11 protein-coding genes, 3 tRNA genes and 1 riboswitch are annotated in these 12,871 nt (G+C 45.5%); of the genes, 5 read left to right on the top strand and 9 right to left on the bottom strand.

The features are described from left to right. The first annotated feature begins 7 nt into the window (after window positions 1-7). The 3 genes from H8792_RS01125 (at window position 8) to H8792_RS01135 (ending at window position 3,198) form a co-directional block, all read left to right on the top strand. Window positions 8-622, top strand: a complete 615-nt coding sequence (locus H8792_RS01125; protein WP_194947291.1) for a CsiV family protein — start codon at window positions 8-10, stop codon at window positions 620-622. A gap of 388 nt (window positions 623-1,010) precedes the next feature. Beyond that, window positions 1,011-1,802, top strand: coding sequence for a substrate-binding periplasmic protein (locus H8792_RS01130; protein WP_194947292.1), 792 nt, complete (start codon window positions 1,011-1,013; stop codon window positions 1,800-1,802). Window positions 1,803-1,830: 28 nt separating this feature from the next. After that, on the top strand, window positions 1,831-3,198 hold the full coding sequence (locus H8792_RS01135) for a diguanylate cyclase (protein WP_194947293.1): 1,368 nt from the start codon (window positions 1,831-1,833) through the stop codon (window positions 3,196-3,198). Between the two features lie 14 nt (window positions 3,199-3,212). Here the strand turns inward: H8792_RS01135 and H8792_RS01140 are convergent, their stop codons facing one another. From H8792_RS01140 to thiC, 4 genes are all read right to left on the bottom strand, one after another. Further along, window positions 3,213-3,998 carry a thiazole synthase gene (locus H8792_RS01140; protein WP_194947294.1) on the bottom strand — a complete coding sequence of 262 codons (786 nt, stop codon included), beginning with the start codon at window positions 3,996-3,998 and terminating at the stop codon, window positions 3,213-3,215. Between the two features lie 132 nt (window positions 3,999-4,130). Beyond that, a complete protein-coding gene (gene thiS, locus H8792_RS01145) occupies window positions 4,131-4,328 on the bottom strand; it encodes a sulfur carrier protein ThiS (protein ID WP_194947295.1) in 198 nt (65 codons plus the stop codon). Next, complete coding sequence (locus H8792_RS01150) at window positions 4,325-5,443, bottom strand: FAD-dependent oxidoreductase (protein WP_194947296.1); 1,119 nt, start codon at window positions 5,441-5,443, stop codon at window positions 4,325-4,327. Before H8792_RS01150 ends, thiS begins: the two co-directional genes overlap by 4 nt. A gap of 2 nt (window positions 5,444-5,445) precedes the next feature. Further along, window positions 5,446-7,401, bottom strand: a complete 1,956-nt coding sequence (thiC, locus tag H8792_RS01155; RefSeq protein WP_194947297.1) for a phosphomethylpyrimidine synthase ThiC — start codon at window positions 7,399-7,401, stop codon at window positions 5,446-5,448. A 114-nt stretch (window positions 7,402-7,515) separates the two neighbouring features. Beyond that, window positions 7,516-7,619: riboswitch (TPP riboswitch) on the bottom strand. Window positions 7,620-7,835: 216 nt separating this feature from the next. On the opposite strand from thiC, the gene H8792_RS01160 reads away from it, so the two are divergent. Together H8792_RS01160 and H8792_RS01165 are read left to right on the top strand one after the other, a co-directional pair. Beyond that, window positions 7,836-8,609 carry a tetratricopeptide repeat protein gene (locus tag H8792_RS01160; RefSeq protein ID WP_194947298.1) on the top strand — a complete coding sequence of 258 codons (774 nt, stop codon included), beginning with the start codon at window positions 7,836-7,838 and terminating at the stop codon, window positions 8,607-8,609. Between the two features lie 66 nt (window positions 8,610-8,675). After that, a complete protein-coding gene (locus tag H8792_RS01165; protein WP_194947299.1) occupies window positions 8,676-9,206 on the top strand; it encodes a DUF3087 family protein in 531 nt (176 codons plus the stop codon). 671 nt (window positions 9,207-9,877) lie between these two features. On the opposite strand, the gene H8792_RS01170 is transcribed toward H8792_RS01165, so the two are convergent. The 5 genes from H8792_RS01170 to uvrC form a co-directional block, all read right to left on the bottom strand. Then, window positions 9,878-9,964: transfer RNA gene (locus H8792_RS01170), tRNA-Leu, on the bottom strand. Between the two features lie 58 nt (window positions 9,965-10,022). Continuing rightward, window positions 10,023-10,096, bottom strand: a tRNA-Cys gene (locus tag H8792_RS01175). A 2-nt stretch (window positions 10,097-10,098) separates the two neighbouring features. Next, window positions 10,099-10,173, bottom strand: a tRNA-Gly gene (locus tag H8792_RS01180). Window positions 10,174-10,282: 109 nt separating this feature from the next. Continuing rightward, window positions 10,283-10,855, bottom strand: a complete 573-nt coding sequence (gene pgsA, locus H8792_RS01185; RefSeq protein WP_228766864.1) for a CDP-diacylglycerol--glycerol-3-phosphate 3-phosphatidyltransferase — start codon at window positions 10,853-10,855, stop codon at window positions 10,283-10,285. Between the two features lie 171 nt (window positions 10,856-11,026). Further along, window positions 11,027-12,865, bottom strand: a complete 1,839-nt coding sequence (gene uvrC, locus H8792_RS01190; RefSeq protein ID WP_194947422.1) for an excinuclease ABC subunit UvrC — start codon at window positions 12,863-12,865, stop codon at window positions 11,027-11,029. Window positions 12,866-12,871 lie beyond the last annotated feature (6 nt).

Raw genomic sequence — 12,871 nt, forward strand, 5'->3', positions numbered from 1 at the left:
AGCAAGTATGCTACAACGTTACTTACCAAATACCGTTACACAATGCTTCCTTATCGGTTTAAGTGCACTGATATTCGCTTCTTCCGTAAAAGCCGCCGAAAAGTCGCTGACCGTCGAAGTGATTGTATTCGAAAATTTCGCAACAAAAAACTGGCTTGAAGAATTCTGGCCTAATCTGCAGCAGCAGCCCCATGCAAACAGACCGGCTAAAAGTTTTCGTTCTTTTCCAAGCGCCAATAACGGTCTGAACAGCGTCGTAAACCGTATGCAAGCATCCAAAGGCTACCGAATCCTGTTTCACCAGACCTGGACCCAGGCTTTTTCGGGCAGCAAAAACGGCCCCCTCACCCTGATTGAAAACAGCGCCAGCAGCTCAACGCAATTCCAAGGCTACCTGCAGTTTTATAAAATGCGTTACCCGCATGTCAAAATGGACATGCAATTCCAACGCTATATTCCGCGTAATATCCGTGACTCTTTCGCCATCAAGCAACAGATGTCGGAAGTCGAATTACCAAGCAGCTGGCGTTTTGACTGGCAGGCGACCTCCAAGCTTGAACAAGGCAAACTGTACTATCTAGATCACCCTTTACTCGGCGTGTTGATCGAAGTACATAAATAGATTGCTAAAACTCGTAAAAACGCCCTGATCAGGGCGTTTTTTATTTATATAAATCAATCAAGATTGCTTGGAGACAGAACACGTCTTGCCATTAATTCCAAGCACGATCTTAGTGAATTTAATGAGAGCGAAATGAAGAAGAAAATCTTATACATTCAGTCTCTCAATATCTTGAACACTTTTGTCGATCTCCCTTTGACTCTCGTTACCAAGAATACAAAAGATCCTTATCAACGAATAAACTACTACCCTGACTTATAAAAGAGCAAAGTTGAATCTGAAGTTCTATACTAGAGGTTTATCCTATTTAGGTTCGGAAGATTGATCCAAATAGTTAGTATTTTTAGAGAAACAGCCCACAAACCTATGCCTAGATCGGAAAATTAATATGAAAATTCATTTTATAAAAAAATATGTTTTTGTTTTCGGTTTGGTTTCACTGATGCCCTTTTCGTCCTTTGCCGACACCCTAAGGATCGCAACGGATGAATGGTGTCCTTACGACTGCATTCCATCACAGAATAAAGGCAAGGTCGGATATTTAGGAGATATGCTGGTGAAAGCCATGAAAAAACATGGTCACAAGGTTGAATTTGTTGAAGTGTCCTACTCCCGAGGCCTCGCCCTGGTAAGAGAGGGAAAACTGGACGCAACTCAGGCCTGTTTCAGGGAAGAGGCTCCCGACTTTATTATGCCGGATACCGCACAGGGCGTTAGTAACACCACCTTTTTCAGTGTAAAAGGCAATCCCTGGCGCTATAGCGGAACCGAATCTCTTAAACAGGCAAAAATGATCGGTGTGATTAAAGGTTACGACTATGTAGAACCGGAACTAATGGCGTACATCAATCAACATCCCGACAATGTTCTGGAAATTACCGGCGAAAAGCCGTTAGAAAGATTACTTGAAATGCTGCTGGCTGGTCGTTTGACAACCGTTATCGAAGACAAGAGCGTTTTAGAATATAAACTGAAACAGATGGGAAAATCCGATCAGGTTAGCGTTTCCGGCACCACCCCTGTCGTCATCGATGTTTTTACCGGCTTCTCTCCGGCAAATGAAAAATCCGCAACCTATGCCCGGATTTTATCAGAGGAAATCGAAAACATGCGCCGCACAGGACAACTGCAAAAAATACTCACCGAGTATGGAGTGCAGGATTGGCAGTCTACTCCTTAAACATCAATTGGCCGTTATTTAACCGTTCATGTCATTTCGTCACTCTATCGCACTTCATCTTCTAGCGGTCATTTTTGGCTTCTATTTTCTCGTGGCCGTCATCGTGACCGTTGTTCAGCTGTACAAAGAATACGAAAACACCAAAGAAAGTTTTTATCAGGAAATCCAACTCTTACCCACTACCTTCGGTCAAGGGATCAGCGATTCTGTCTGGACCTATAACCAGGAGTTACTCCTGTCTATCTTAAGAGGTGTGTACAACAGCCCGATTGTGGTCGGTATTGAAGTAAAATCCCTTGACCATAAAATGGATTATAAAATCGGTTCAATTTTAGACGAACACAACCAACCCGTTTATTTTGATACGCAAGGCAATCCAGGCAAATCAATCGAAACCGGTCTAGGGGCCGATGCCCTCTTCGGTTATACCTTCCCCATTACCTATCGGGGGCCGGCATTTAAAACCCCACAGCCTCTTGGAGAGGTCACGATCTACTCAAACGAAAGACTGGTTTTTGAACGAGTGAAATACGGCTTTTTTCTCATCTTAATCAACTCGGTCATTAAAACTCTAGCGCTGTGGTTTATCATTTTTTACTTCATTAAGCGTTACCTTGGAAAACCGCTGAATGAGTTTACAAGCAAGATTAAACAACAGGATATCAATCAGCCTCATCCGATCACTTTGGATATCCCCTGGTCGGATAGTAATGAAATACTATTGTTGAAGGACAGCTATAACCAAATGATTGATAGCGTCAATGAATATCAGGCAGCCTTAAAAAACCTCAATAAACAACTGGATGACAAGGTTAAGGAACGAACTCATGAGCTGTTTGCAGCGAAAGAAGCTGCCGAAATGCTTGCCTACACCGATATGCTTACCGGTGTTAAAACCAGACGTGCTTTTTTCGAGCTGGCCGAACTGCAGTTGAAAAACGGAATTCGTCAGCAGACCGTTACCTCAATCATTATGATTGATATCGACCATTTCAAAAGCATCAATGACATCTTTGGACACGCGACCGGCGATCTGGTTTTGCAAACTTTTGCCAAGATTTTAAAAAACTCCTGCCGGGCGAACGATGTGATTGGCCGGCTTGGAGGTGAAGAATTTGCCATTCTTCTACCACAAACCGGTCTTGAAGGTGCATTACATCTTGCTGAAAAAATACGTCAATCCGTTGCCGGAGAAAAAATCACGCAGAATCAGCAAACCATACATTTTACGGCCAGCTTTGGTGTTACAGAAACAAATCCAGGGCAATACACACTTGAAGAAATTCTGGGTCAGGCAGATCAGGCACTTTACACGGCAAAAGATCAAGGCAGAAACCGAGTGACTCACTACAATGCACAAGCACAAGCAGATAAACCCGGATCGTCAAATTCATAAACCGCCCGCTTAAATTACGCCTGGTGCCAGAACGGCGAATCCAAAGTCGGCGTACTGGCACTGGCAGCATATTGTTCCGCCATGGGACCGGCTTCATACGCCAAACGCCCCGCTTCAATCGCACCACGAAAAGCCTGTGCCATCTTCTGCGGATGCTGTGCGTGCGCCACTGCAGTATTCAACAGAATTCCATCCACACCCAGCTCCATCGCCTGCATAGCATGCGACGGCACTCCAATCCCTGAATCAATAATCATGGTCACTTCCGGGAAACGATCACGAATCGCCTGCAAAGCATAGGGGTTCAACAATCCTTTTCCGGTGCCGATCGGCGAACCCCAAGGCATAATCACCTTGCATCCCAATTCCACCAAATGACGGGCAATCACCAGATCATCGGTACAGTACGGCAATACCTTAAAACCGTCGTTTAATAGGATTTCGGTCGCCTTAACCAGATCGATCGGATCCGGCTGCAGATTAAAGTCGTCACCGACCAGTTCCAGTTTGATCCAATCCGTCTGAAACAGTTCACGACTCATTTGCGCCATGGAGACCGCTTCTTTGATCGAATGACAGCCGGCGGTATTCGGTAAAAGATGCAAATCCAAAGAACGGATGATGTTCCAGAAAGATTCACCGCCCATCTGCCCCGGATTCTGACGGCTTAGCGACAGCGTCACTACCTGAGCACCGGAAGCGACAATGCTTTCCAGCATTACCCTTGGCGACGAATAGAGCGCGCTACCGATCAGCATTCGGCTATCTAATTTTGTGCCATAGATGTCCAGACAACTCATAATCAATTCCTTATAAATAGAGATTCACTTTAAAGCAAAGAGTATTATCAATCCAACAAGGCCAAAAATTTCGAAGTGCAGTCAAACTACACGAGAAATTGATAACGCAATTGGTTGGTAAAAATCAAAGCTTTAACCTCCTTGAATAGCGCCGAGAACTTCCACTTTATCGCCCTCTTGCAACTGCGTTGCTGCGTGCGCCGATTGCGGGACAAATTCCTGATTGACCATTACGGCATAAGGCGCCTGTGCCTTAAACGCATCAAGTGCGGTCGGAAGATCGGCATTGTTTGTCAGCTCAAATACTCGACCATTAATTTCGATATTCATGCCAGCTCCTTTATTGCTTCACCAGTACTTTCGATCTTCATCAGCTGAGGTATCGCTTGCTGATAACGTGCATCGATTGTTTCCCCCAGGAGATAACTGCGACACAAGTCGACCATCACCGGTGACAACAAATAACCGTGCCTGAACAAGCCGTTCAGACTAATCACTCGACCCTTAACCCGCATCTGCGGTTCATTATCAAGATACGCAGGACGCAAACCGGATTGAATCTGCAAAATCTCCGCTTCGGCAAAACCGCTGTGTACCGAAAAACAGGCAGACAACAGTTCCATTGCCGAACGCAGCGTCGGCTGACGACGATCTTCGGTTTCAATCTGGGTCGCGCCAACCACAAACAGATGATCCGGTTTCGGGGCAATATAGATCGGATAACGTGGATGCATCAAACGCACCGGACGGTTTAATGTGACGTCAGGTGCATGTAAGCGAATGACTTCACCACGCACTCCGCGCAGATCAGTTTGCGTATCCTTGGCCCCTAAACCGCGACAATCGATAATCCAGTCAAAGCAGCCATACTCTTCACCGTTTAACAGAACACGTTGCTCGGCAATCTGTGCAAATGAATTGCTATGCCACCGAATATTCGTCTGCGCACGCAAAACCTTGCCTAACACTGTCAGTAATTGACGATTATCGAGTTGCCCTTCATCCGGCAAAAACAGTCCTTGCGCAAAACGCGGATTGATTTCACTTTCCAATGCATGAATTTGCTGGGCGCCGACTTTTCGATAATTATCGCCTTTGAGGTTTCTTTCGAAATTCAACAGACTCCCTCGATCTTGTTCGAAGGCGAGCAGTAACGAACCTTTACGCTGAAAGAATATTTTCTCGGGCAATTGTTGCAGCAACCGTGGCCACGTATTCAAAGCCAGTTCGCCCAGCTGCATAATACCTTTGCTTGCATCCGCCGATTCCGCCAAGGGAGCCAGCATAGCTGCGGCTAAAATCGCCGAACTGTCTTCAGCCTGACCGGAATCCTGATCGAAAAGTTCGATAAACGCATCATTACGCAGACTGAAAGCGAGCAGACGGCCGAGCAGACCGGCACCAAGAATGGCGATTTTCGGTTGCTCTTTAGAAGGCTCTGACAAGGTTAGGCTCCCTTCTGTTGAATTTCAGGCTGGTAAATCTCGCTACCGGCTTGAATGAATTCAGCCGACTTTTGTTTCATGCCTGCTTTGATTTGATCCAACGTAATTTCGGCAATCTGACCGTCGTTGATTGCAGCTTCTTGCTCCGCTGCATAATCGCGTACCTCCTGCGAGATTTTCATCGAACAGAACTTCGGCCCGCACATTGAACAGAAATGCGCCACCTTGCCCGACTCTTGCGGAATGGTTTCATCGTGATATTCGCGCGCTCGTTCCGGATCCAATCCCAGATTGAACTGATCAATCCAGCGAAATTCAAAACGCGCTTTAGATAGAGCGTTATCTCTGATTTGCGCACCCGGATGACCCTTTGCCAAGTCGCCGGCATGAGCGGCAATCTTATAGGCCATCAGACCTTCTTTTACGTCTTCCTTGTTCGGCAGACCCAAGTGTTCTTTCGGCGTGACATAGCACAGCATGGCACAACCATACCAACCGATATTGGCAGCACCGATGCCGGAAGTGATGTGATCATAACCCGGTGCGATATCGGTAGTCAGCGGCCCTAGCGTATAGAAAGGCGCCTCACCACACTCGTGAAGCTGCTTGTCGACGTTTTCCTTGATCATATGCAGAGGAATGTGTCCCGGGCCTTCGATAATGACTTGCACATCGTGTTTCCATGCGATCTGCGTTAGTTCACCTAAGGTTTCAAGCTCAGCAAACTGCGCCTCATCATTCGCATCCGCAATAGCTCCCGGACGCAGACCGTCTCCAAGAGAGAAACTGACATCATAGGCTTTCATGATTTCGCAGATTTCTTCAAAATGCGTGTAAAGGAAGTTTTCCTGATGATGCGCCAAACACCACTTGGCCATAATCGACCCGCCACGCGAAACAATTCCCGTGATACGTTTTGCGGTCATCGGAATATAGCGCAGCAACACACCGGCGTGAATAGTAAAGTAATCAACCCCCTGCTCAGCCTGTTCAATCAATGTATCGCGAAAGATTTCCCAGGTCAGGTCCTCGGCAATTCCGTTGACCTTTTCCAAAGCCTGATAGATCGGAACCGTCCCGATCGGCACAGGCGAATTACGCATAATCCATTCGCGGGTTTCATGGATATTACGTCCTGTCGACAGATCCATTACCGTATCCGCGCCCCATTTGGTTGCCCAAACCAGCTTTTCGACCTCTTCGGCGATCGAGGAACCGACTGAAGAATTACCGATATTGGCATTGACCTTGATCAGGAAATTACGCCCGATGATCATCGGTTCCGACTCTGGGTGATTAATATTGCACGGAATGACTGCACGACCGCGTGCTACTTCGTCACGCACGAATTCAGGGGTAATATCTTGAGGAATCTTGGCACCAAATGACTCGCCCGCGTGTTGTTGAGTAATCATTTCATCACGGATTTCCGCACGCTTCATATTCTCTCGGATGGCAATATATTCCATTTCCGGCGTAATAATACCCTGACGGGCATAGTGCATCTGGGTGACGTTTTTACCTGCTTTGGCGCGACGTACTTCCGGCAAATTTTCAAAACGAATGTGATCCAATCCCTGATTGGCAAGGCGTTCCTGACTAAACCTGGATGTCACCGAATCCAGGACTTCGCTATCACCACGCGCAGAAATCCATGACAAACGTAGTTTAGGTAACCCTTTATAAACATCGATCTCGATATTCGGATCGGTGTAGCCTCCCGAAGTATCGTAGACGCAAACCGGCTCGTTTTTTTCCATAACCGGGTTATGTTGCGGACCTGAAACATACGTATCGCTCAAAGTGATTTCGCGCATACCGACTTGAATGTCATGCAGCTCACCCGGCACATAAATTTTTTGGGAACTAGGAAAAGACTGACCGCAAACGTTTTGGATAAAAGCTTCGGCAGCAGCACGCCGCTCGCGGCGATCGGTAGATTTGTGATTTGAATTCATTTTCTCAGCCTGTTTATTGTTTGATAATTAATAAAAGGCGGAGAGACTCAATAGACAGATGAGAGAAGAAATAATCGAATTTTAGATAAACTCTGCCATTGACAGCTTGTTTAACAGTAAAATTGACTTGTTCCCTTCGCTGGTACTAACCAGATCAGGTTCAACGGATCCCGCAAATGCGATCTCAGCCTTGTCTAAAGGCACTCCGACAAAAGTTTGCTCAGTATAGAGCAATCACAAATAAAAGCAAACTAATTGATATTTTAGACATGTTTGAAGGCGGTCGAAACCCAAGTAAATCGTAGGATGAAGATAAATATTCCTTATCACTTATCACATTGAGAATTCACGGTAAATCAAGTATATTTACCGATCAATTTCCAGATACTGCGGGCTGAAAAAATGCTCCTTAAGACGTAAGAAGAATCAAATCTATGGCAATAAAAAAATTCCTTTTAATCGGGCTAACCGGAGCTTTGCTCTCCTCCTCCGCATGGGCAGTCGATCCAAAATCCTGCTTGCAGACTTTTCAAGGTGAAGCGAAAGAAGTCTGTGAAAAAGCCATTGCCGGTGATCCTGAATCTCAATATCAAATGGCACGAATTTACGGGGATGCCCAGAATTCTCAATTGATCAATTATGAATTGTCGTTCTACTGGCACAGAGAACTGGCACGCACCGCTTTGAAAAAGAACCTGACCGATGAAATTTATCTGTTAACCATGTACAACACCGGGGTTTTCTATGCCGACGGGATTGGCGTACAACAGAACCTTAAAAACGGTATTTACTGGTTTACTAAAGCGGCCGAACGTGGCGAACCACTGTCCATGCTGCGTTTAGCAGTAGTATACAAGTCCGGTTTAGGTGCAGCCAAAGACGATAAAGCCAGCGAAATGTGGCTGAACAAAGCCGTTAAAGCGAATAACCCTCAAGCCAAGGTTTTAAAATCTCGCTGGATTCTTGAAGGCCAGTTAAGTGAAAAGAGCACAAAACTTGCCATTCAGCTGCTTGAAGAAGCCGCCAAGGAAAACGAGCCTCAAGCCTGCTTTGCGCTCGGAAATATGCATACAACCGGGTTTAATGTTGAAAAGAATGCCAAAAAGGCCAAGGATTATTACAGTAAGGCTTGCTCTCTGAATCTATTGGAAGCCTGCAAGCGCTACCACGACCTTGATATCGAACAAGGCGACTTCTCTCTTAAATAAGTATCATCCAAGCCTTTTCCTATCGGAGAAGGCTCACTCTTTCCTTGATTACCAAAGGTAGTCTGCATGTTTCAAATCGAATCAATTGACCCTAAAGTTTTTAAACAGCAAACCCGTAAAGCGACCATGATCATTATGGCAATGTTCATTGTGATCGGCTTTATTACCGCCAGCCTGTCCAACCATTATTTAGGCCCTTATTCGAATAGCCCTGTCGTCGTTAACCTGCTCGGCGCCTTTATCGGCTTGGTCATCACCGGCCTGATCGTTAAAACGTTTTTTGCCGATAAAGCATGGATGCATGAAGCGGTGTATGCTTTTCGTCTAAAACGACATTTAATAATGGTTACAAATCGTTTACGCCCTTTGCAAGAGGCTTCAGAACGTAACGATATCACGGCCATTAAGCTGATGCGTTTCTATCATCTCGGGCTGGAGCAGATGCATAAATTTGAAGGCAACAGTACAGCATTGATTGATTTAGCCGCTGAAAAACGTGAGCTTGAGAAGAAAATGCAGGAGTTAAACATCTCTTTGGAACAGAAAAGTCTTAATCCAAAAGAGTTAGATAGCTACCCTTTACAAAAAGATTCCTAAATTTTCTTGAGTAAACAAGGCGTTAGCAATTTATCGCCAACGAAAGGAAAAAATTCAGGTTTATTTCATGTTTTCGGTTTAAGATTTATAAAAATGGTCGATACATTATTGATGACAGTTAAAAAGTTTATTTGTTTTAAATTTTTTTGTCTCAATCTGTTAGTATCTTATTCACTCGATAAGAAATTATACTCAGATAACGTTAATGAACTAAACTTATGAAACGGGAAAATATGCACAATACCAAACCCGACCATCGCACTAAATCCATACTCGGGCCAAACTACGAAAAGATTTTCACCATTAGCGTTTTAGTTATTCTTTTGATCATAGCGCCATTCATGCTCTATCATTTGATGCACTAAAAAAGCTAATCAATCATTTCACGATTCACATAAATCCAACCCCAAATTAGCACCCTTTCTTCGAGGGTGTAAAATCATTCTATTCTTGTCTGAAATATACCCATCTGCTTTCCAACAAAGTAATTGTGACTATCGAACCGGAAACGCAAGTTATCAATTCATAATCAACTATTTTGAGCTGGTTAGATAGATCGAAAATCGGCCACAACAACTGATTCGCATACCAATTTACAAACGAATGAAAATTTTAAATAAAGAATAATTACGGAAAAGTTTTGTAAAAAGCAGGAAAGAAAAATAAAGGAATGGTGCCCAGAGCCGGAGTCGAACCGGCACAGTGTTTCCACCGGGGGATTTTAAGTCCCCTGCGTCTACCAATTTCGCCATCTGGGCATAAAAAAAGCACCTAACGTGCCCTATTCTATGAAAACTTATTTGTCAGATAAATAAGTGGAGGCGCGACCCGGAGTCGAACCGAGGTCCACGGATTTGCAATCCGCTGCATAGCCACTCTGCCATCGCGCCTTTGGAGCGGGAAACGAGGATCGAACTCGCGACCCCAACCTTGGCAAGGTTGTGCTCTACCGCTGAGCTATTCCCGCTGATGGGGCGTATTATAGGGGCTTCAGGCCAAAGGTCAAGCGGTTTTTTTCAAAAAAGCGTAAAAACCGTAACCGACCCAGCCCCCTATAATCAAGGGTTTTGCTAAGTCTATGAATCTGTTGAACGAATGATTTCCGGTAAGGCCGCTCGTGTATATTGAACCCAGGTGATGACCGTCAGGATTGCGGCAAAATATAACATAGGGAAACCGAGCTCGCCCCAGTTTACCCCCCAAAGCTCCCCTCCGTAGATTAACCACGTTAAGGCTGCCAATTGGGAGGCCGTTTTGATTTTTCCGAGTTTAGAGACGGCAACAACTTCACGTGCATTATTTTCCGCCATCCACTCACGCAAAGCGGAAATGCCAATTTCACGCATCATAATAATAATTGCAGAAAAAATGACCAACAGATTGTCGTGATATTCAGCCGCGACCACAATCAAGGCAGCAGAAACAATTAACTTATCGGCAACCGGATCCAAAAAAGCGCCCAACTTACTGTCACTGCCAAGCTTTCTGGCAAGAAACCCGTCGAACCAGTCGGTGATAGCGGCGATCATAAACGCCAAACCGGCCCAGAAACGGGCGTCTTCAATCGGTGCATAATAGCAAATCAAAAAGACCGGAATCAGAACAACCCTTGACCAGGTCATCATCATAGGTAGGGACTGTAAATTCATACAAACTTCTTTTTATTTTTAATTCAAAGATCGCAAAACCGCATAGGTTCTGCCGAGAACCGGAGTAGCGCCATTTTTCTACTGGGAATATCCTAACCGCTGGGGCTAGCGGCGTCTATATCATACCAAGAGTTTTCCGGCCTTTGGCTTATAAATACCGTCATCAAACCATTAAACCGTTCCGTGGAAGAAATCGTAGATCTGCTGTGCCTTGTTTAAACTGATTCCCTGTACCTTCTGCAGTTCGGCCACTGAGGCATTTTGCACCTCTTTCAAACCGCCGAAGTGCACCAGCAGCCGCTTACGGGTTTTCGGTCCGATTCCCTCAATGGACTCAAGCGAAGATTGGGTCTGTTGCTTCTGACGACGCTTACGATGCGATGTGATTGCAAAGCGATGCGCTTCGTCGCGAATGTAGTTGATCAGATGTAATGCCGAATCATCCGCTTCGAGGTCGATTCCTTCATCATTATATGGCGTATAGAGTATTTCCAATCCCGCCTTACGTCCTTCCCCTTTCGCAACCGAAACCAGTGGAATAAATTCAAGTTCCAGGGTTTTCAGTACTTCAATCGCCTGGTTCAACTGACCTTTACCGCCATCAACAACAATCAAATCAGGATATGGACCGTTTGCCGATTTCAAGCGGCCGTAGCGACGTGACAGCACCTGATGCATTGCTGCATAATCGTCTCCCGGTTGAATACCTTCAATATTGAATTTTCGATACTGCGACTGCGCAGGCACGCCTTCTTCAAAGACCACACAACTGGCGACGGTAAGATCTCCCTGGGTATGACTGATGTCGAAACATTCCATATGATTAGGTGCCGACGGCAGTGCCAGCACTTCCTGCAACGCCAACAGACGCTGTGATTGAGACGCTTTTTGATTGCGGTGCTGTTTCAACCCCGCTTCGGCATTAGTGATTGCCAACTGCATCAAGCCTTTGGCCGTCTTGGCACTTGCCGTTTTAATCGCAATTCTTTTACCGCGAATCTGCGTGAGCCCTTCTTCTAATTCCGATTTATCCGGCAGACTTTCCGAAACGAGAATTTCGTTCGGAATCGGATGATGTCCGTAATGCTGGGAGATGAAGGCCGTTAACACATCGGACATTGCCGACTGCGCATTCCATTTAGGATAAAACTGTTCGCTTCCCCACAGATTACCACCGCGATACATCATCAGGCACAAGCCCCAATGATTGCCTTCTTCGACAACCGCAATGACATCCAGGTCCTTGCTGCCGGGTTGATTGATCAGATGCTGGCTCTGAATGGCACGCAATGCAGAAATCTTATCCCTGTAACGAGCTGCAGTCTCATATTCCCAATCCGCCGCTGCCTGCTGCATCTGCTTGCCAAGCTCATCTATGACTTCAAAATTTTTTCCCTGCAGAAACATTAACGTATGCCTGACATCGCGCTGGTATTCTTCATCGCTCACCAAACCGGCAACACATGGCCCGGAACAACGTTTGATCTGATACTGTAAACATGGTCTGGTCCGGTGGTTAAAGACGCTTTCAGCGCATTGACGAACCGGAAAAATTTTCTGCAGCGCTTGTAAGGTTTGGTGTACTGCCGAAGCATTCGGAAAAGGCCCAAAATAATCACCCGGACGACGTTTGGCACCGCGATGATAGCTGAGAGAGGGATAGCGTTTTGCCGTCGAGACGTAGATATACGGATAAGATTTATCGTCTCTAAACAGAATATTATATTTAGGTTTATGACGTTTAATTAAAGTGTTTTCGAGGATAAAAGCTTCGCTTTCCGTTTCGGTCACCGTTACTTCGATCGCAGCGATCTGCGCCACCATCGAGGCGGTTTTTATCTCGTCATGACGTTTTTTGAAATAGCTCGAAACCCGTTTTTTGAGATTTTTCGCTTTACCGACATATAAAATTTCACCTTCGCTATCGAGCATGCGATAGACACCCGGTCTTTGTGTTAACTGCTTTAAGAACGCATCGATATCAAACCCCTCGATATGGGTGGAATCCATCGTTAA

Origin of the sequence: Thiomicrorhabdus heinhorstiae (assembly GCF_013391765.2) — a bacterium.
GTDB lineage: Bacteria > Pseudomonadota > Gammaproteobacteria > Thiomicrospirales > Thiomicrospiraceae > Thiomicrorhabdus > Thiomicrorhabdus heinhorstiae.

Excerpts from the sequence above, each read along its gene's own strand:
- H8792_RS01140 (WP_194947294.1), bottom strand. The coding sequence starts at position 3,998 with ATGAGTTGTCTGGACATCTATGGCACAAAATTAGATAGCCGAATGCTG.
- uvrC (WP_194947422.1), bottom strand. The coding sequence starts at position 12,865 with ATGGATTCCACCCATATCGAGGGGTTTGATATCGATGCGTTCTTAAAG.
- thiC (WP_194947297.1), bottom strand. The coding sequence starts at position 7,401 with ATGAATTCAAATCACAAATCTACCGATCGCCGCGAGCGGCGTGCTGCT.
- H8792_RS01125 (WP_194947291.1), top strand. The coding sequence starts at position 8 with ATGCTACAACGTTACTTACCAAATACCGTTACACAATGCTTCCTTATC.
- H8792_RS01160 (WP_194947298.1), top strand. The coding sequence starts at position 7,836 with ATGGCAATAAAAAAATTCCTTTTAATCGGGCTAACCGGAGCTTTGCTC.
- pgsA (WP_228766864.1), bottom strand. The coding sequence starts at position 10,855 with ATGAATTTACAGTCCCTACCTATGATGATGACCTGGTCAAGGGTTGTT.
- H8792_RS01165 (WP_194947299.1), top strand. The coding sequence starts at position 8,676 with ATGTTTCAAATCGAATCAATTGACCCTAAAGTTTTTAAACAGCAAACC.
- H8792_RS01135 (WP_194947293.1), top strand. The coding sequence starts at position 1,831 with ATGTCATTTCGTCACTCTATCGCACTTCATCTTCTAGCGGTCATTTTT.
- thiS (WP_194947295.1), bottom strand. The coding sequence starts at position 4,328 with ATGAATATCGAAATTAATGGTCGAGTATTTGAGCTGACAAACAATGCC.
- H8792_RS01130 (WP_194947292.1), top strand. The coding sequence starts at position 1,011 with ATGAAAATTCATTTTATAAAAAAATATGTTTTTGTTTTCGGTTTGGTT.